General features: G+C 64.5%; 16 protein-coding genes. 15 read left to right on the top strand and 1 reads right to left on the bottom strand.

Annotated elements, in window-relative coordinates; genetic code table 11:
* Positions 1-249 precede the first annotated feature (249 nt).
* Positions 250-696, top strand: a complete 447-nt coding sequence (locus QWU44_RS04490; RefSeq protein ID WP_370914521.1) for a hypothetical protein — start codon at positions 250-252, stop codon at positions 694-696.
* Positions 697-812: 116 nt separating this feature from the next.
* Here QWU44_RS04490 and QWU44_RS04485 read toward each other — a convergent pair whose 3' ends face one another.
* Positions 813-1,649, bottom strand: coding sequence for a dienelactone hydrolase family protein (locus tag QWU44_RS04485; RefSeq protein WP_370914520.1), 837 nt, complete (start codon positions 1,647-1,649; stop codon positions 813-815).
* 172 nt (positions 1,650-1,821) lie between these two features.
* Here QWU44_RS04485 and glmS point away from each other — a divergent pair, with 172 nt between their 5' ends.
* The 14 genes from glmS (at position 1,822) to QWU44_RS04415 (ending at position 17,923) form a co-directional block, all read left to right on the top strand.
* Positions 1,822-3,687 (top strand): glutamine--fructose-6-phosphate transaminase (isomerizing), encoded by a 1,866-nt coding sequence (glmS, locus tag QWU44_RS04480; RefSeq protein ID WP_370914519.1) that lies wholly within the window; start codon positions 1,822-1,824, stop codon positions 3,685-3,687.
* A gap of 119 nt (positions 3,688-3,806) precedes the next feature.
* Complete coding sequence (locus QWU44_RS04475; protein WP_370914518.1) at positions 3,807-5,027, top strand: MFS transporter; 1,221 nt, start codon at positions 3,807-3,809, stop codon at positions 5,025-5,027.
* A 49-nt stretch (positions 5,028-5,076) separates the two neighbouring features.
* The gene (locus QWU44_RS04470) at positions 5,077-6,552 is read left to right on the top strand and encodes an NAD(P)H-hydrate dehydratase (RefSeq protein WP_370914517.1); all 1,476 of its coding nucleotides are present in this window, start codon (positions 5,077-5,079) and stop codon (positions 6,550-6,552) included.
* Between the two features lie 86 nt (positions 6,553-6,638).
* Positions 6,639-7,751, top strand: coding sequence for an alanine racemase (gene alr / locus QWU44_RS04465; RefSeq protein ID WP_370914516.1), 1,113 nt, complete (start codon positions 6,639-6,641; stop codon positions 7,749-7,751).
* Between the two features lie 37 nt (positions 7,752-7,788).
* A complete protein-coding gene (gene tsaE / locus QWU44_RS04460) occupies positions 7,789-8,280 on the top strand; it encodes a tRNA (adenosine(37)-N6)-threonylcarbamoyltransferase complex ATPase subunit type 1 TsaE (protein ID WP_370914515.1) in 492 nt (163 codons plus the stop codon).
* Positions 8,281-8,384: 104 nt separating this feature from the next.
* Positions 8,385-9,113: a hypothetical protein gene (locus QWU44_RS04455; RefSeq protein WP_370914514.1), complete on the top strand. Its 729-nt coding sequence runs from the start codon at positions 8,385-8,387 to the stop codon at positions 9,111-9,113.
* Positions 9,114-9,298: 185 nt separating this feature from the next.
* Positions 9,299-10,033, top strand: a complete 735-nt coding sequence (gene tsaB, locus QWU44_RS04450; RefSeq protein ID WP_370914513.1) for a tRNA (adenosine(37)-N6)-threonylcarbamoyltransferase complex dimerization subunit type 1 TsaB — start codon at positions 9,299-9,301, stop codon at positions 10,031-10,033.
* Positions 10,033-10,572, top strand: coding sequence for a ribosomal protein S18-alanine N-acetyltransferase (gene rimI, locus QWU44_RS04445; protein WP_370914512.1), 540 nt, complete (start codon positions 10,033-10,035; stop codon positions 10,570-10,572). Before tsaB ends, rimI begins: the two co-directional genes overlap by 1 nt.
* A 77-nt stretch (positions 10,573-10,649) precedes the next feature.
* Positions 10,650-11,684: a tRNA (adenosine(37)-N6)-threonylcarbamoyltransferase complex transferase subunit TsaD gene (tsaD, locus tag QWU44_RS04440; protein ID WP_267173330.1), complete on the top strand. Its 1,035-nt coding sequence runs from the start codon at positions 10,650-10,652 to the stop codon at positions 11,682-11,684.
* A gap of 140 nt (positions 11,685-11,824) precedes the next feature.
* Complete coding sequence (locus QWU44_RS04435; RefSeq protein ID WP_370914511.1) at positions 11,825-12,268, top strand: hypothetical protein; 444 nt, start codon at positions 11,825-11,827, stop codon at positions 12,266-12,268.
* 66 nt (positions 12,269-12,334) lie between these two features.
* On the top strand, positions 12,335-13,846 hold the full coding sequence (locus QWU44_RS04430) for a PKD domain-containing protein (RefSeq protein WP_370914510.1): 1,512 nt from the start codon (positions 12,335-12,337) through the stop codon (positions 13,844-13,846).
* Positions 13,847-14,019: 173 nt separating this feature from the next.
* On the top strand, positions 14,020-14,319 hold the full coding sequence (groES, locus tag QWU44_RS04425) for a co-chaperone GroES (protein WP_370914900.1): 300 nt from the start codon (positions 14,020-14,022) through the stop codon (positions 14,317-14,319).
* A 12-nt stretch (positions 14,320-14,331) separates the two neighbouring features.
* Positions 14,332-15,942: a chaperonin GroEL gene (gene groL / locus QWU44_RS04420; RefSeq protein ID WP_370914509.1), complete on the top strand. Its 1,611-nt coding sequence runs from the start codon at positions 14,332-14,334 to the stop codon at positions 15,940-15,942.
* A gap of 151 nt (positions 15,943-16,093) precedes the next feature.
* Complete coding sequence (locus tag QWU44_RS04415) at positions 16,094-17,923, top strand: HSP90 family protein (protein WP_370914508.1); 1,830 nt, start codon at positions 16,094-16,096, stop codon at positions 17,921-17,923.
* Positions 17,924-17,925: the final 2 nt, after the last annotated feature.

Below are 17,925 nucleotides of genomic sequence, written 5' to 3'. Positions count from 1 at the left end.
GGCCTGCAGCGGTGGACACATGCCCCCGATGATGGTGTAGCGGCGGCGCGGGTGCTCTTGAGTGAGTTGATCCCTAAGAGCCGTGTTCCCGAACCACCCGGCTGAAATGTGCCTGTGGTCCGCGTAGCTGGTTCTGGGTAGCTCCACTGCTATAGTGTGGGAGGCGCGCAGTGCTGTCAATACTGGGGGTGCAGCCCACCTCCCCGTGCAATTGGGTAGATCAACCACAACCACCACGGAAGGCTGACGATGCCGCTAGACGAGACCTTCGACAGCGTGCTCTCCGAATACACGGTCAGCATCCCGAACAGGGAGTACCCAGACGGCCCCAGGATTCCAGTCAAAGGGGCGGGCTCGCTCCTCGATCTGCTCGGCAAGCTCGCGCAGGAAGCCACGACAGTGAACGGGGTTCCTCCCCTGGCGGAGGAAGTGCTCGCAGCCAGGGTCGATGGAAGATATCTCAATGCTGACGTGTACGAGCGGGCGATCCGCGAGACGGCTGCATCCCTGTACCGGGTGAATGCGGACGACGTCGTCGTGAAGCAGTGGGGTGTTCCACCGGTGGAGAATCGGAAACGGGAGCGGCGCAGAAGCTGGTTCCGTGGGATCACCATCGTCATGGCCGGTCTACTCATTCTCGAGGCCCTCAAGGTGCTCGGGGGACTCGGGATGATGGTGTTGTTCTTCTTCTACTGACGGGAGCGCGCCGAACCGAGGTCGACGGGATGTGGCGTTTCCATCGGAGGCTGGCGCGCCCACCCTGTGTACCGTACCGGGTGGGGATGACGGTTTTCCGGATCACCACCCGACGATCAGGAGATCGGGGACTCGGCTTCCTCCGCTACTTCCTCTGCGGTGTACCCGGTGACACGCTTCCCGGGGTCAGCCTCCGGGTCGGAGAACTCGGCGAAGTTCTTGTCGCCGCCCAACTGGTGGAGAAGGAAACCGGTGAGTAGTGCACGGGCCGCCTCCTGCGCGGAGAATTTCGGAAGACCAACCCCGATCAGAAGATTGGTGCGGATGCGCTCAGGGAAACTGAACTGGGTTCCTTTGTCCACCGTCCTGTACACGACATCGTCACTGCCCCAGTTCGCGGCGATCTTTGCGGGGCTTCCGGCGTCGATGAGGAATGCCCGCCCTGACCCGACGATGAGACCGGGGACGGTCATGGCTTTCGCCGCTTCCTCACAGGATGGACTCGTGGCGGCGGGATAGAGTGCACCCACCGCATGTACTGCGGAACGGTCCACGGCCGCGAGGATCGCGCAGCCGGCCCCCATTCCGTGCCCGGCCAGGCCGAGTTTTCCGGGGGCGACGGTCACTTTTCCGGCGCCGAGCTTCACTCCGCCGAGGATCTGGAGGCAGGTCTCCATGTCGGCGACCAAGCCACGGTGATCCGGGATCATCCCCCGTTCGGTGTCGGGCGCGGCCACCGCGATCCCCCAACTGGCGAGGTGCCGCAATGTCCGGTGGTACTTGTCGACACCGGTCATCCAGTCATGCCCGAACACGACACCGGGGATTCCATCTCCCTCGGCGGGGGTGTATAGCTTGCCAGGGACACCCGCGACGTCGAGATTACCGACCATCACTCGGTGCGGTCCGCGCCTAGACAACTTGGACATCTGCTTCTTCAGTTTCTGAGCCACGCTCCCCAGGATAGTTCACGGTCGCACATCACCATATTCTTCACATTCACAATGTTCGGCCGAGGTCGGGTGATGCACGGAGACGGCGAGGGGACGCCAGGGTGACAGAAGAAAGGGGCATTGATACACATGCGGGCCAGACCGGGGACTGTTCTCCACTACTGTTGATCGCATGTGTGGAATCGTTGGATATGTAGGTAAGCAGCAGGGGCTCGATGTGGCGCTGGAGGCACTGCGGCGGATGGAGTACCGCGGGTACGACTCCTCCGGGATCGCGGTCATCGGCGACGACGGCGGCCTGCAGGCCGTCAAACGCTCCGGGCAACTGGCGAATCTGGTGGACAAGATTGCGGAGACCGGGCGCGATCATTTGGGAGGTCATACCGCCATCGGGCACACTCGGTGGGCCACACACGGGCGCCCCACCGATGAGAACGCCCATCCTCACGTCTCCTTCGACGGTCGGGTCGCCATCGTGCACAACGGCATCATCGAGAATTTCGCCCCACTCCGGGAACAGCTTGAGCGCGATGGCATCGAGATGCTCTCCTCCACCGATTCCGAGGTCGCCGCGCACCTACTTGCACAGGCGTACAACAACGGGGAAACCGCCGGTGATTTCCGGGCCAGTGTCCTGGCGGTGCTGAACCGTCTGGAGGGTGCGTTCACCCTGCTTTTCACCCACGCGGACCACCCGGGTGAGATCATCGCTGCACGCCGCTCGACCCCGCTGATGGTGGGAGTCGGGGAAGACGAAACCTTCCTCGGCTCCGACGTCGCCGCATTCATCGAGTTCACCCGTGAGGCCGTGGAACTCGGGCAGGACACCGTCGTCGTCATCAACTCCGATGGTTACGAGCTTCTCAACTTCGACGGTAGCCCGGCAGAAGGCAAGCCCTTCACCATCGACTGGGACCTAGCCGCAGCGGAGAAGGGCGGATACGACTCCTTCATGATCAAGGAGATCCACGAGCAGCCCGCCGCTGTACGCGACACCCTCGCCGGGCACTTCGTCGACGGGCGCATCCGGCTTGACGAGGACGGCCTCACGGACGATGATCTACGCAACCTCGACAAGGTGTACGTCGTCGCCTGCGGTTCGGCCTACCACTCCGGCTTACTCGCCAAGTACGCCATCGAGCATTGGGTCCGCATCCCCGTCGAGATCGAGGTAGCCAGCGAGTTCCGCTACCGCGACCCGATCCTGGACAAGCGGACCCTCGTCATCGCCGTTTCCCAGTCCGGGGAGACCGCCGACACCCTCGAGGCCGTGCGTCACGCCAAAGCTCAGGGCGCGAAGGTCCTCGCCGTCTGCAACACCAACGGCGCGCAGATCCCTCGCGAAGCCGACGCTGTGCTCTACACCCACGCCGGGCCAGAGATTGGTGTCGCCTCGACGAAGGCGTTCCTCGCGCAGGTTGCCGCGAACTACATCGTCGGCCTCGCCCTCGCCCAGGCACGCGGCACGAAGTACCCGGACGAGATCACGGACATCTGGGAGGATCTCGAAGCAATCCCCGCGAAAATCGAGAAACTACTGAGTTGTGATGAGAAGGTCGCGCAGATCTCAGACGCTCTCGGAGCGATCCGCACCATGCTGTTCCTCGGGCGTGGTGTCGGATTCCCCATTGCTCTGGAAGGCGCACTCAAACTCAAGGAACTCGCCTACATCCATGCGGAAGGGTTTCCCGCCGGTGAACTCAAGCACGGCCCGATCGCGCTCATCGAGGAGAACCTGCCCGTTGTGGTCATCGTCCCCAGCCCCAGCGGGGTGAAGGTCCTGCACTCCAAGATCGTGTCCAACATCCAGGAGATCCGTGCCCGGGGCGCGAAGACCATCGTCATCGCCGAGGAAGGGGACACCGCCGTCGAGCCGTTCGCGAACTGGCTCATCCGCATTCCCGAAACCTCATCAATTATGCAGCCGCTGCTCGCCACCGTGCCGCTGCAGTTCCTCGCCGCCGACATCGCCCGGCACTGCGGTAACGATGACATCGACAAGCCACGGAATCTCGCGAAGTCCGTCACCGTGGAGTAGTCTCCCCCTTCGTCACCGACCGTCGCGGCTCACGCGGCGATGTCACGGTACGCCCCGCGCCACCTCTGGCCGCGGGGCGTACTCGCGCGCGATCCAGCCGAGGAAAGGAATCGACAACGTTGTCCGACACCGCCGACCGCACCCCCTGGGCGGGAATCGTCATGCTGGGTCTGGGAATCTTTGTGATGACCACGATGGAAGAACTGCCCATCGGTGTCCTGACCCTCGTCGCCGATGACCTCGGCACCTCCCACGGCACGGTCGGTCTGGGCGTCACCATCCCCGGAATCCTTGCGGGAATCGTCGCGATCTTCGCCCCGAAACTCGTCGGGCGCACCGACAGACGGTTCATTCTCGCCGGGGCACTGGCCGCGAACGCGATCTCGGGAGTGCTCTCGGCGCTCTCTCCCACCGCCGGATTCTTTCTGGCCTCCCGCATCCTCGTCGGGGTGGCTCTCGGCATGTTCTGGGCGCTCCTCGGTGCCACCGTCGTCCGCGTTGCCGCGAAAGAGGACGCCGCGAAAGCACTCACGGTCGCTTTCTCCGGCGCGGCGGCCGCCATCGTACTCGGCGTCCCCCTGGCGACCTGGCTGGGGGAACGCACCTCCTGGCAAGAAGCATTCCTCGTTGTGGCGGGTGCCGCCCTCCTCATCGCGGTTGGCCTGATCCTGCTCGTCCCAGCGGCCACGACCACCACTGCGGTCAGCCTGGGCGACATCGCGGCGACCGCCCGCCTGCGTGGTGTCCAGTTCGGAGTGGCTTACACGCTCATCCTCGTCACCGCGCACTTCACCGCCTACACCTACGCCTCACCGCTACTCCAGGACCTCGGTGAGGTACCCGTCACCGGGATCAGCACCCAACTGTTCATCTTCGGGATCGCCGGACTCACCGGAAACTTCCTCGCCGGGCCCCTGATGAAACGCTCCCTCAACGCCACCGTCGTCATCATCCCCGCCGGAGTCGTCGCTGCCCTGCTCGCCTTCGCTCTGTTCGTCGGCTCACCGCTGTCCGCCGCGCTCGTCATGCTCGCCTGGGGGTTGTTCGGCGGCGCGATCTCCGTGGTCTCCCAGGCATGGGTGCTCCGCGCCGCAGGAGATAACGCCGAAGCCGGATCCGGCCTCAACTCCGGGGCCTTCAATATCGCCATCGCGTCGGGGGCATTCATCGGGGGACAGGTGGGCGAACATCCCCTGCCTTTGTTCACCGGCGGTACCTCCGGTGGGAGTGAGACGATCCTGCTCGTCGCCGGAGTCGGTGTCGCCGCGGCCTGCGCACTCGCCGTCACCGGGGCGCGCGTCACGCGGAAGCGGCGACGGGCTCGGGTGCAGGTCGGATGAACAGTTCTACCATGGATTTCATCGCCGTCACCTTCCAGGAGATGAAACCATGATCCCCGTCCACATCCCGGACACCGTCCGTGCCGCCGAGCGACCGCTGCTGGAGAAACTTGGTGGGGGCCTCATGAGGCGTGCGGCGCACTCTCTGGCGGTGGACTGCGACCGTATCCTGCGCGGCCGTCGAAGCCCAGGTGCCGCCGGCGCGAAGGTTCTGGTCCTCGCAGGCTCCGGGGGAAACGGCGGTGACGCGCTGTTCGCCGCCGCCGAACTCGCCCGCCGTGGTGCGGGTGTCACCGTGTGGCCCGTCGGCTCGACACTGCACGGGGAGGCGTCCACATTCCTCGGAACCCGCGCCCGCTGGCGTGCCCCCGGGGAACAACCGGCCGGAGACGTTCGGGATGCCGACCTCATCATCGACGGGATCGTCGGAATCGGCGCATCCGGCGGTCTGCGGGGGCACGGTGCGGACGCGGCCCGGATCATCCGCGGCTGCGACACCGGAGACCCGGACACCGGTCCGACCGTCGTCGCCGTCGACATCCCCAGCGGTGTCGACCCGATGACCGGGTACGCCCACGACGACCATCTCCCCGCCACCCACACCGTCACCTTCGGGGCACTGAAACCCGTGCACATGTTCGGCGCGGAACACTGCGGAACCGTCATCTGCCACGGCCTCGGGATCGACCGGGAACTGGAGAACCACACCCCGTACGCCCGCCTCGTCGAACGTGGGGACCTCGCAGCCTGGCCGCGGCCCGGTCGTACCTCGGACAAGTACACCGGGGGAGTGGTGGGCATCCACGCCGGGTCCGGGCAGTACCCGGGGGCGGCGGTGCTCGCCACCACCGGGGCGCTACGTGCCACCTCCCCGATGGTTCGCTTCGCCGGAAGCTGCCACGACGCGGTGATCACCGCCCATCCGGAGATTATTGGCACACCGACGATCGCCGAAGCGGGCCGGGTACAGGCGTGGGCGGTGGGGCCCGGAACCGGAACCGGGGAGGATGAGGCCACGATTCTCGCGGACCTCCTCGCCACCGACCTACCGGTGCTTCTCGACGCCGATGCACTCACCCTCGTCTCCTCCCGCGCGGAGCTCGCCGACATGATCACCACCCGCGGGCACCGGGGTGTATTCACCGTGCTCACCCCGCACGATCGGGAGTTCGAACGCCTCACCGGTACCGCCCCGGGGTCCGACCGAATCGCCGCCGCCCGAGCTCTAGCGGAGAAACTGAACTGCTGCGTCCTGCTCAAAGGGCGGGTCACCGTTGTCGCCACCGCCGAAAAGTGTTTCCTCGTCGACGCCGGATGCTCCTGGGCCGCCACACCCGGCTCCGGGGACGTACTGAGCGGGATCATTGGCGCCGCCATCGCCCACCGCGCCGACCCAGAGATGGTCGCGCTCGCGGCGAAGGTCCACGGGGAGGCGGCACTGGCCTGCCGCGGTCCCATCCCATCCAGCGATATCGCCGATGCCGTCCGGGATGTTGTCCGGATGGCAGTGAATCCCGTTAGATAACGGGCAGCATCGGGCACGGACGGGCGTCGACAAGTGGGGCGACGTGAACGCGAGAGCCAGTTTCCCGCGTGGCAGAATGGACAACCATGAACTTGCTCACCGCCCGTATCGACCTCGCTGCCATCGCGTACAACACCAGACTGCTCAAGAAGCGTGCGGGTGCGGCGCAGTTGATGGCCGTGGTCAAAGCGGACGGATACAACCACGGCGCAGCGAAAGTCGCACAAACCATCGCCGACAACGGCGCCGATCAATTTGGTGTGGCCACCCTCGCCGAGGCACACGAACTACGGGCGGCAGGCATCACGCAACCGGTACTGTCCTGGATCTGGACGCCTGAGCAGGATCTCCGGGCCGCGATCTCTGACGGCATCGACCTCGGCGTCAGCTCCGTGGAGCAAGCCCACGCCGTCGTCGCCGCCGCCCGCGCGTGTGGGCGTACCGCCCGGGTCACCGTCAAAGCCGACACCGGCCTCCACCGCGCCGGAGTACCCCGATGCGAATGGAACGGAGTATTCGGGCTGCTCGCCGACGCGCACGATGCCGTCGACGTCACCGGGATATTCTCGCACCTGGCGTGCGCCGACGAACCCGGAAACCCCGAGAACAATGCCCAGGCACAACGCCTCAAAGACGCCATCGCGGCCGCCCGGGAAACCGGACTCAACCCGAGCGTCAACCATCTGGCGAACACCCCGGCAGTACTGACCCGGGATGACCTCGGTTTTGACATGGTACGACCGGGACTGGCGCTCTACGGCCTGGAACCCGTTGCGGGATGGGACAACGGACTACGCCCGGCGATGACACTCGCCGCGACCGTCACCGTCGTGAAACCGGTCGACAAAGGTGAAGGAGTGTCCTACGGGCTCACCTGGCGCGCCGGGCACAAAGGCGTACTCGCCGTCGTGTCCATGGGATACGCGGATGGGCTCGCCCGCGGTCTGGCCGGCACAATAGAGGTCACCATTAACGGACACCGGTACCCGCAGGTCGGCGTCGTGTGCATGGATCAGATCGTCATCGACCTCGGATCGAACCCGCACGGGGTCACTATGGGGGACGAAGCCGTGATCTTCGGCCCCGGTACCTCGGGTGAGATGACCGCCTACGATCTCGCACGCGCCCTCGACACCATCCCCTACGAGATCATCTGCCGCCCGCACGGGCGCGTGGTCCGCGAGTACGTGGGGCAGTGACCGTGTCCCTCATGCAGCACACAGTGGGAGAAGACCGATGAAGTCCACGTTCCCGACCACCGGAACCACCCGGCTGGAGACCGCTGCCGACACCCGCGCGTTCGCTGCGGAACTCGGCGCAGTGCTCGAAGCGGGGGATGTGGTGATTCTCGATGGTCCGCTCGGCGCGGGCAAGACGACCTTCACTCAGGGCCTGGCGGAGGGGATGAAGGTGAAGGGCCGGGTCACGTCCCCGACGTTCGTCATCGCCCGCGTGCACCGCTCACTCACCGGAGGCCCCGACCTCATCCACGTCGACGCCTACCGGTTGTTCGGGGAGGACCCCGACGCCGAGGTCGATGCCCTCGGGGCCCTGGACTCTCTCGACCTGGACACTGAACTCGACGATGCTGTCATCGTCGCCGAATGGGGCGGGGGGCTGGTGGAACAACTCACCGACACCTGGCTCGAGGTCACCTTCGACCGGGAGAGCGCCGTGCGGGAGGACCCGGAGTCGGAGGCACGGATTGTGGAGTGGCGGCTGCGTTAGTTTCCGGCCCACCGGTGGCGGTGGTCCTGGAGGACCCGGATACGCAAGTGGGATTTCTGGAAAAGGGGTGGTAGCAAATAGTCTAGTCGTGAAAATATAGTGCCATGAAATCTCGTACCCGGGTGAAGATCTTTGATGCACTGCATAGGTCTCGTATGCAGCCGTATCTTGTTCAGACCGGTGGGAACGAGAAAGACGCGTTGCGTCTCTACCGGTGGAATCTGGAGCTGACTGCGGCGGTGCACGAGGTTCTCGGTGTCACGGAAGTGGTCCTGCGCAACGCTATGGATCGGGAACTCCAGGCATGGAATGTGAAGCGCACCGGCAGGAACGGGAGTTGGTTGCTTCAGGAGCCAGCCACCCCGCTACGTGGTCTAACTGCTGGTAAACGGCAGAGTGCGCTTAATCGTGCGCAGAAAGAAGCTGGTAGGCGGGCGGTGGATCATCCCCGTCACGGAGTTCCCGTCAGTCACGATGATGTCCTGGCGCAGGTCATGTTCGGAATGTGGAAAGACCTGTTGCCCAACCACCATCCCCAAGCCTCCCGATCATCTCTGGATAACAGTAATCGTCGACTCCTGTGGGATGACGCTCTGAAAAACTCATTTCCCAACGAGGTTGACCCAGAGGGGGAGAAGGCCTACTGGAGAGTCGTCCATATTCATCATTTACGGAACCGTGTTTCCCACATGGAACCATTGCTGGGAATTGACGTGGGGGATCGTATGCGAGAGGCCTTCGCACTCGTTCGTAGTATCGATCCTGCTGTTGCAGAGTGGGTGAGCGGGATCAGTCGAGTTCAGGATGTCGCCGGTAGGCGCCCTGGAAGATGAAAAAAGCCCATGGACGCTCTGGGTTCCATGGACTTTCTTCACTCGTGATGAGGGATCTTGTCCTCACCTTCTGTGTATCTCAATCTAGTGAACACGGTCATTGCCTGCAAGTTGTGCCAGCTACCTGGCCACCACGCGGATTTCTCACGATAGGTTGTGCCGATCCATCCACTACAGTGTCCCCCGTGCACATCCTCGTCATCGACACGTCCACACCGACCATCGTCACCGGTATCGTCGCCGCCTCCGACGCGCCGGTCGACGGAACCACCGCCCCGACTGCCCGCTCCGTTGCCGAGCGCATCCTCCCGGACTGCCGCCAGCACGGTGAGCGTCTGACGCCGTCGATCCTGGAGTGTCTCGACGAGGCCGGTGTGAAGCCTGCGGATCTCGGCGCGGTGGTCGTCGGATGCGGGCCGGGGCCGTTCACCGGTCTGCGGGTGGGGATGGCGACCGCGACCGCCTTCGGGGAGGCGCTCGGTATCCCGGTGCACGGTGTGTGCTCGCTGGACTCGATTGCGATCCAGCTTGCGGAAAAGAATCCCGGACAGCCCCGGCTTCTCGTCGCCACCGATGCGCGTCGGCGGGAGGTCTACTGGGCCAGCTACGAGTGCACTGACACCGGTGCGGTACCGGTCCGGGTCGAGGGCCCGGCGGTGAACAAGCCCGCCGACGTCGCTGAACTCGTCGGTTCCGTCGATGCGCTTAACGTTCCGGCCAGTCTGGCCGAAAAACTCTGCGTTGGTACACTCGCCGAGGTCCCGGCGTTCGACCTCTCGCCGTCGCCGGTGTCGCTCGTCCGCGCCGCCGATCTGACCCGTGAACCGGAGCCCATCGTCCCGCTCTACCTGCGGCGCCCGGACGCGGTGCCGCCGAAGCCGAAACCGATCAGCCCGGCCGTACCGGACGTGGAACTGTGATGGGTTCCGTCATTATCCGGCGTCTCTCCCCGAGCGACGCGCAGCGGTGCTCCGAGCTTGAGCGGATCCTCTTCCCCGGGGATGATCCGTGGAGTGCTGCGGCGTTCCGTTCGGAGATGGGCAACCCTTTCTGCCTCTGTCTCGCGGCGGTGGAGACCGGGGGCGCGGATCAGTCCGGTGGTGCGGGCGCCATGTCTGAGGGAACGGGCGAGCTCGTGGGCTACGCGATCCTGGCCATGGTCGGCCCTCCGGATGACCCGGAGTTTGAGGTGCACACCATCGGTGTGGACCCCGCACACCAGCGCCGGGGAATCGGCCGCCAGTTGCTGGAGGCCATGCTCGCCGCCGCTGATGAACGCTCCGGGCCGGTGTTCCTGGAGGTGCGGTGCGACAATGAACCGGCCATCACCCTGTACGAGCGGTACGGTTTCGTCCGCCTGGGTGTGCGCCGCAACTACTATCAGCCGTCCGGTGCGGACGCGTACACCATGCGCCGAGATCCCGTATCAACGTGGACGGCCACCGAAGACAACCTGTGAGGACACGACCTGTGAACACGTCGACCATTCCGGAACCGGCACAGAACGGTGACGACACGATCCGCCGCACCATCGTCATGGGCGTCGAGAGTTCCTGTGACGAGACGGGCGTCGGCATCGTGCGCATCACCCACGGTCCCGGGGTGACACCTGAACTGGAGATCCTCGCGGACGTCGTCGCCTCGTCGATGGATCAGCACGCCCGTTTCGGCGGTGTCGTGCCCGAGATCGCGTCGCGTGCGCACCTGGAGTCGATCGGTCCGGTCACCCGGGAGGCACTCCGGCAGGCGGGCATCGACCGCCCGGATGCCGTGGCCTGCACCATCGGCCCCGGGCTCGCCGGTGCGCTGCTCGTGGGCGCGAGCGCGGCGAAGGCCTTCGCGGCGGCGTGGGGGGTGCCGTTCTACGCGGTCAACCACCTCGGCGGGCATGTCGCGGTGGCGACACTCGATGGCCGGGACCTGCCGCATTCGGTGGCGCTGCTGGTCTCCGGTGGTCACACGCAGTTGCTCGAGGTTGACGGCGTCGGGCTGCCGATGCGTGAGCTGGGATCCACGCTTGACGACGCCGCGGGTGAGGCCTACGACAAGGTGGCGCGTCTGCTCCGCCTGGGGTATCCGGGTGGCCCGGTCATTGACAGGTTGGCGAAGCAGGGGAATCCGAGGGCGGTGGACTTCCCGCGGGGCATGATGCGCCGCGATGATTCCCGCCACGACTTCTCCTTCTCCGGGTTGAAGACGGCGGTGGCCCGCCACGTCGAGGCCGCCGAGCGCGAGGGGCGGGTCATCGACGTGCCGGACGTGTGCGCGTCCTTTCAGGAGGCCGTGGTCGACGTGCTCACCCGGAAGGCGGTGCGCGCGTGCGGGGATGTCGGGGCAAAGGTGCTGCTTCTCGGCGGGGGAGTGGCCGCGAACTCCCGGCTGCGGGAACTGGCGGAGGAACGCTGCCGTGCCGCTGGTGTCGAGCTGCGGGTTCCGGAGCTGAAGCTCTGCACAGATAACGGCGTGATGATCGCGGCTCTCGCCGCGCACCGGATCGCTGCGGGTGCTGGGCCGAGTGAGCTGTCGGCGGGGACGGACCCCGGCCTCGATGTTGAGATCCCGCAGGTGTAACCCCGGGAAACAACCGGGTACGCGCCGGTGAATTGTCGGGGAAGATGTCCCGACACCGCCGTTTCCGGTGCGTCGGACGGGATACCGTGGCTTCGTTGAACTTTTGTCTGTCCCGACGAAACCCCTGGAGTATCTCCCGCATGAGCATCGGTTACCTGGTCTACCCCGATCTGACCAGCCGCACCCTGACCTTCGAGATCGAGGAGGCCGCCCGCTTCCTCGGAGACTTGGAGAATGACCGCGTCTATGTCGCGTTCCAGGATGACGGCGAGACTTTGGCTGCGCTGTACTCGGCGGGGGCGAAAGCGAATGGCGCCGAGCCGAATCCGGTGGCGTCGATGGCCCGGAACCAGGCCGCGACAGGAAACTCCCGATTCCTCACCGATCCGGTGTCGGCAATCTGTGGGCCGGTCATCTTCATCGGCGCGGACGGCGCGGATGTCACGGAGAAGGATATCGCGAAGGTTGAGCGCGGTATCCAGGCGGTGCGCAACTATCGGGAGGATGAACCCGATGAATACGCCCTCTGGCGCGGTGCGGTACTGAACATCGCTCGCCGGGATGTTGAGGCGGGGAACGGGTAGCCCGGCATGGCGTGGTTTCCCCACTAGTATCGCGGGGGAATGATTCGCCATCCCGAGGAGGTTTCCGTGTCCCGCAGTAGAGTGATCCGTTCGGTGTGCGCGGTGTTGGTGGCCTGGGGGATGGTGGGGGCCGGGAGTCCCGCAGTGGCTGGTACCGTGTCGGATCCGGTGGTTCCGTTTTGTCCGGACCCCATGGTCTTGGCAGCCCGGGGTTCGGGGGTCGGAAACACAGGTTCGCGTGAGTATCCGGGTGCTGCGGGCCCGTCGACGGGGTGGGAGGGCACGGGAATATCCCGGCTGCTTGAACGGGCTGATCTTCACGGGTTCACCGTGTCTGCTCTGGATTTGGATGAGTATCCGGCGGTGGAGGCGTGGCGATTCGATGAACTGCTGGAATCCGTTGAACGGGGCAGAAGATCGGTGGTGCGGCGTGTCGGTGATCTCCAGCGTTCCGGCTGTCAGCCGGTGGTGATTCCTACCGGTTATTCACAGGGGGCGATGGTGCTCAATGCTGCTGAGCATGCGCTGTCGAACTCCGTGTATCTTCCGGGTGTGTTTTACCTGGGCAATCCGCTTCGTGATGGCCAATCGCCTCGCGCTGTGGGCAGTGCGCCCCTGCTTCCGGGGAGGGCGGTGCTGTCGCAGACGCCGTGGGAGGCTCCCGTGCCGGGGTTGAGCGTACCGGGGCAGGACGGGATCGACTACTGCTACCGGAATGATATCTTCTGTGATCCTGGTGGGCTGTCGGTGCAGACGCATCTCAGTTATTTCACGGATCTTCCCGGTGAAGCGAGCGCGGACCGTGCTGTCGTGGATGCCTTCTCCGATTGGACGGCGCAGGCGCAGGAGCGAATCTCCGGGGCTGGACGGGCGTCGGTGACACGCCCGGTGGAGGGCGTACTGATCTTGGATACGGAGGATCCGGTGGTGCTCGCTGATCTTGCGCGCGGGGCATCGCGGATTGTGCGGGAAGTGTCCGATTCGCATCCGGATGCGCGGATCGGGATCGCGGTGCGTCGGGATGGTGAGGTTCGGTGGCTTGTGTCCCCGACCCGGGACACTTCTGAGTTGCTGTCCGCCCTGCTGCACCCGTCTGGTCTGCTTACGGGGGATAGCGTTGCTGTTTCCGCGCCGGATTCCAAGCTGGTGCGGGAGATGATCACGGTCGGGGATGCCACCGTCTCGGTGGGGGAGCGCACTTTTTCATATTCGTTGGCTGGGGTGTCCGGTGCGGTGCTTGCGGCCTTCGAGACTATTGCGATGGCCCCCAATGCGGTCCTTGATGCTCCGGGGATTTGGTTCTCCGGCAGAACCGCGGGGTTGACGGGAATGCTCTCCCGGGTGTTCACAGGGGGGCCTGTACGCCAGTATCTGGATTTCGGGGACGGCACTGGCGCGGTCATCCCGGCGGATGACTACGTTGAGCATGTGTGGCAGCGCCCCGGAACGTATGAGGTGACGTTGACGGTGACGGACTCCGCCGGGCGAACCGGTACTGATCGCAGGTGGGTTCGGGTTTATCCCGGGGATGGTGTTGAGTTGTCGGCTGGAGTCGGGTCTTCGTCTGGGAGTGCGTGAGGTGGGTGATCGAACCACGGTGGCACCCCACACGGTTGAGTGCTGGCACTCGCGAGGGTAGAGTGCCAGTAGGTTGTTTGACACACAGTTGTTCACCCGCGACGACGGCTGTGCTGGGCAAGCTCAACCGGCACAATCACATTCAACTTCCCGAGCACATGGAGGAATTCATCGTGGCGAACGTCAACATCAAGCCCCTCGAGGACAAGATTCTCGTCCAGATCAACGAAGCTGAGACCACCACCGCATCCGGCCTGGTCATCCCGGACTCCGCCAAGGAGAAGCCGCAGGAAGCCACCGTCGTGGCCGTCGGCCCGGGCCGCTTCGATGACAAGGGCGACCGCATCCCGCTGGACGTCAACGAGGGTGACACCGTCATCTTCTCCAAGTACGGCGGCACCGAAATCAAGTACGCGGGCGAGGAGTACCTCATTCTCTCGGCCCGTGACATTCTCGCCGTCGTGACCAAGTAAGAGGGTTTTTTCATGGCTAAGCTGATCGCATTCAACGAGGAAGCCCGGAAAGGCATCCAGGCCGGCGTGGACACTCTGGCTGACGCGGTCAAGGTCACCCTCGGCCCGCGCGGCCGTAACGTCGTGCTGGACAAGCCCTTCGGTGGCCCGACCGTGACCAATGACGGTGTGACCATCGCCCGCGAGATCGACGTCGACGAGCCTTTCGAAAACCTCGGAGTCCAGTTGGTGAAGTCCGTCGCGGTCAAGACGAATGACATTGCCGGTGACGGTACGACCACTGCGACGCTGCTGGCGCAGGCCCTCATCAGGGAGGGGCTGCGTAACGTCGCGGCCGGTGCCAACCCCATCGAGCTGAACCGCGGCATCGCGGCCGGTGCTGAGCGCACCGTCGAGCTGCTGCTGGAGCGTGCGAACGAAGTCGCCTCCACATCGGACATCGCGAATGTCGCGACGGTCAGCTCCCGTGACCCGGAGGTCGGCGAGATGGTTGCCGGCGCGATGGAGAAGGTCGGCAAGGACGGTGTCGTGACCGTTGAGGAGTCCCAGTCGATGGACACCACCCTCGACATCACCGAGGGCATCTCCTTCGAGAAGGGCTTCCTCTCTCCGTACTTCATCACCGACATCGATGCGCAGAAGGCGATCCTGGATGACGCACTGATCCTCCTGGTACGCAACAAGATCTCCTCCCTGCCCGACTTCCTCCCCGTTCTGGAGAAGATCGTCGATTCCGGCAAGCAGGTCCTCATCGTCGCCGAGGACATCGAGGGTGAGCCACTGCAGATGCTGGTGGTCAACTCGATCCGGAAGACGCTGAAGATCGTCGCCGTGAAGTCCCCGTACTTCGGTGACCGTCGCAAGGCGTTCATGGATGATCTCGCCGTCGTCACTGACGCGACGATCGTCGATCCGGAGGTCGGCATCAACCTCTCCGAGATCGGTCTCGATTCGCTGGGGTCCGCACGCCGCATCACGGTGACGAAGGACTCCACCGTCATCGTTGACGGCGCGGGTAGCTCGGAAGCGGTCGAGAATCGTCGTGGCCAGATCCGTCGAGAGATCGAGTCCACGGACTCGTCCTGGGATCGGGAGAAGGCACAGGAGCGTCTGGCGAAGCTGTCCGGCGGTATCGCCGTCATCAAGGTCGGCGCCGCCACCGAGACCGAGGTCAGCGAGCGCAAGCTCCGCGTCGAGGACGCCATCAACGCCGCTCGTGCGGCTGCGCAAGAAGGTGTCATCGCTGGCGGTGGTTCCGCACTCGTGCAGATCGCCCACGAACTCAAGGTCTACGCTGAGGAGTTTGAGGGGGACGCCAAGGTTGGTGTCTTGGCGCTGTCCCGGGCACTGGTGAAGCCTGCCTTCTGGATCGCAGAGAACGCCGGTGTCGACGGTTCCGTCGTCGTCGCCAAGACCACCGAACTGCCGAATGGTGAAGGCTTCAACGCCGCCACCCTCGAATACGGAAACCTCATTGAGGCGGGCATCATTGATCCCGTCAAGGTCACCCACTCCGCAGTGGTCAACGCCACCTCCGTCGCCCGTATGGTGCTCACCACCGAGGCATCGGTCGTGGAGAAGCCCGCCGAGGAAGAGGATTCTCAGGCAGGTCATCATCACTAGGTCGAACGCCTGACACCGGCAGAGGCCCGGCCCCACTACACCGAACGTCCGAAGTTCGGTGAAAGGAGGGCCGGGCCTGCTGCATTCCATGGGGAAACCGTATTCTTGGTTCAGTCAACAGAGACCGTCCGAGAAAGGTATCGAACGATCCATGAGTCAGCCCGATGACGTACGCGCCGAAAGCCACAACTTCCAGGTTGATCTCGGCGGGATCGTCGAGATCCTCAGCCGGAACCTCTATTCCGGGCCCCAGGTCTTCATCCGGGAGCTTCTGCAGAATGGGGTCGACGCGATTACCGCGCACCGGGCCATCGACCCGGACTGCCCCGCAGAGATCCGTGTGATTACCGACGGCACCACGATCAGCGTCACCGACACCGGCGTCGGCCTGACCCCGGAACAAGCGGAGGGGCTGCTCGCCACCATCGGTGCCTCATCGAAACGCGATGAATGGGGGATGTCCCGCAGCGACTTCATCGGGCAGTTCGGTATCGGACTGCTGTCCTGCTTCATGATCTCCCCACAGATCACCGTGCACAGTCGCTCCGCGACGACTCCGGGAAAACCGGTGCGCTGGTGCGGGTCCAACGATGGAACATGGTCCTCGACCGTGGTCACCGACGATGAAATCCCACCCGAGCTCGTCGGCCCTGGCACCACCGTGACTCTCGAAGTCATGCCGGGAGAACGGCACGCCGAGCATGAGGTACTGCGACGCAGGATCGTGTCCTACGGCAGTCATCTTCCGGTCACCGTCACGCTCGCCCGCAGAGGAGCGGAACCGGAGTGCCTCAGCGAGACCACCGCGCCCTGGGAGATGAGTCATGCCGCCGCCGCACGCTGGTGCCGCGACGAATTCGGCTTCGACCCCTTCGACCAGGTTCCCCTCGACGTTCCCGCGGCAGGTCTCCACGGGATCGCGTTCGTGTCCGCACGAGCGGGGCATCCTGGCCAGGAACAGCACCACCGCGTGTACCTCCGCAGGATGCTGCTGTCCGACCGGGCCTATGATGTCGTGCCGGAGTGGGCGTACTTTGTCCGTGTCGTCGCCGACGCCGAGCATCTCAAACCGACGGCCTCCCGGGAGGGGCTGTTCGATGATGAACTGCTGGAGGAAACCCGGGACGGTATCGGCGCTGCGGTCCGGAACTGGATGAACACCCTCGCGGATAAGGAACCCGCGCGATTCCGGGAGTTCCTCGCCCTCCACCTCACCGGTCTGAAGGCGCTCGCCGTGACCGACGCGGAGACCCGGACGCTCGTCGCCTCCAGCGTCCCCTTCACCACTTCTCTCGGGATGCTCACCCTCGATGAGGTTTTGGACCGATACGGGAGGATTGCGTATACCGCCACCGATGATCGTTTCCGCGCACTACGCCCAGTGGCCGAAGCTAATGATCTCTGTATCGTCAATGCTGGTTTTTCCTACGATGAAGAGGTCATCGATCAGGTCCGGCTAGATCGCCCGGAGGAGGACATCGCTGAACTTGATCCCCGCGATGTTCTCGGTGTGCTCGAGAATGTCGAGCTGGGGACGGAGGCGGCGTTGATCCCCCTGGTTGATGCGGCGGAGCAGGCACTTGAGGGACAAAAGTTGAATATCGTGGTACGGAAGTTCCTTCCGGCCACGATGCCTGTGCTTTTCCTGCCGCATCCGGACGCCGCAGGTCGGGCGCTTGAGGAGCGTCAGCGCCGTACCGAGGGGTTGTTCGCGGGGTTGGTTGATCTCATGCATCCGGAAAAATCTGACGATCATGCGCCCCAACTGATCCTGAACGCCAATGCCGCGATCATCCACCAACTTGCGGGTGCCGCGGTTGGTGGCGGACGATCTGTCGTCGTTGAATCCTCGGTCAGAGGATTCTACGTCCAGGCTCTGTTGAGCGGCAGACACCGTATGGACGCCCAGGTGCGGGCCTGGTCCTCCAATCTCTTCACCGAGTTGATCAGTGCATCACTCGGTGACGGCGGCAGTGTATGAAT

The sequence above is a fragment of the Corynebacterium sp. CCM 9203 genome (genome assembly GCF_041357675.1).
GTDB lineage: Bacteria > Actinomycetota > Actinomycetes > Mycobacteriales > Mycobacteriaceae > Corynebacterium.
The sequence above is the reverse complement of the archived record's forward strand: the minus strand, read 5'-3'. Positions and strand labels throughout refer to the sequence as shown.

What these genes read in the sequence shown, in the direction of transcription:
- QWU44_RS04490 (WP_370914521.1), top strand. Translation starts at nt 250, where the DNA reads ATGCCGCTAGACGAGACCTTCGACAGCGTGCTCTCCGAATACACGGTC.
- glmS (WP_370914519.1), top strand. Translation starts at nt 1,822, where the DNA reads ATGTGTGGAATCGTTGGATATGTAGGTAAGCAGCAGGGGCTCGATGTG.
- QWU44_RS04470 (WP_370914517.1), top strand. Translation starts at nt 5,077, where the DNA reads ATGATCCCCGTCCACATCCCGGACACCGTCCGTGCCGCCGAGCGACCG.
- alr (WP_370914516.1), top strand. Translation starts at nt 6,639, where the DNA reads ATGAACTTGCTCACCGCCCGTATCGACCTCGCTGCCATCGCGTACAAC.
- tsaE (WP_370914515.1), top strand. Translation starts at nt 7,789, where the DNA reads ATGAAGTCCACGTTCCCGACCACCGGAACCACCCGGCTGGAGACCGCT.
- QWU44_RS04455 (WP_370914514.1), top strand. Translation starts at nt 8,385, where the DNA reads ATGAAATCTCGTACCCGGGTGAAGATCTTTGATGCACTGCATAGGTCT.
- rimI (WP_370914512.1), top strand. Translation starts at nt 10,033, where the DNA reads ATGGGTTCCGTCATTATCCGGCGTCTCTCCCCGAGCGACGCGCAGCGG.
- tsaD (WP_267173330.1), top strand. Translation starts at nt 10,650, where the DNA reads ATGGGCGTCGAGAGTTCCTGTGACGAGACGGGCGTCGGCATCGTGCGC.
- QWU44_RS04435 (WP_370914511.1), top strand. Translation starts at nt 11,825, where the DNA reads ATGAGCATCGGTTACCTGGTCTACCCCGATCTGACCAGCCGCACCCTG.
- groL (WP_370914509.1), top strand. Translation starts at nt 14,332, where the DNA reads ATGGCTAAGCTGATCGCATTCAACGAGGAAGCCCGGAAAGGCATCCAG.
- QWU44_RS04415 (WP_370914508.1), top strand. Translation starts at nt 16,094, where the DNA reads ATGAGTCAGCCCGATGACGTACGCGCCGAAAGCCACAACTTCCAGGTT.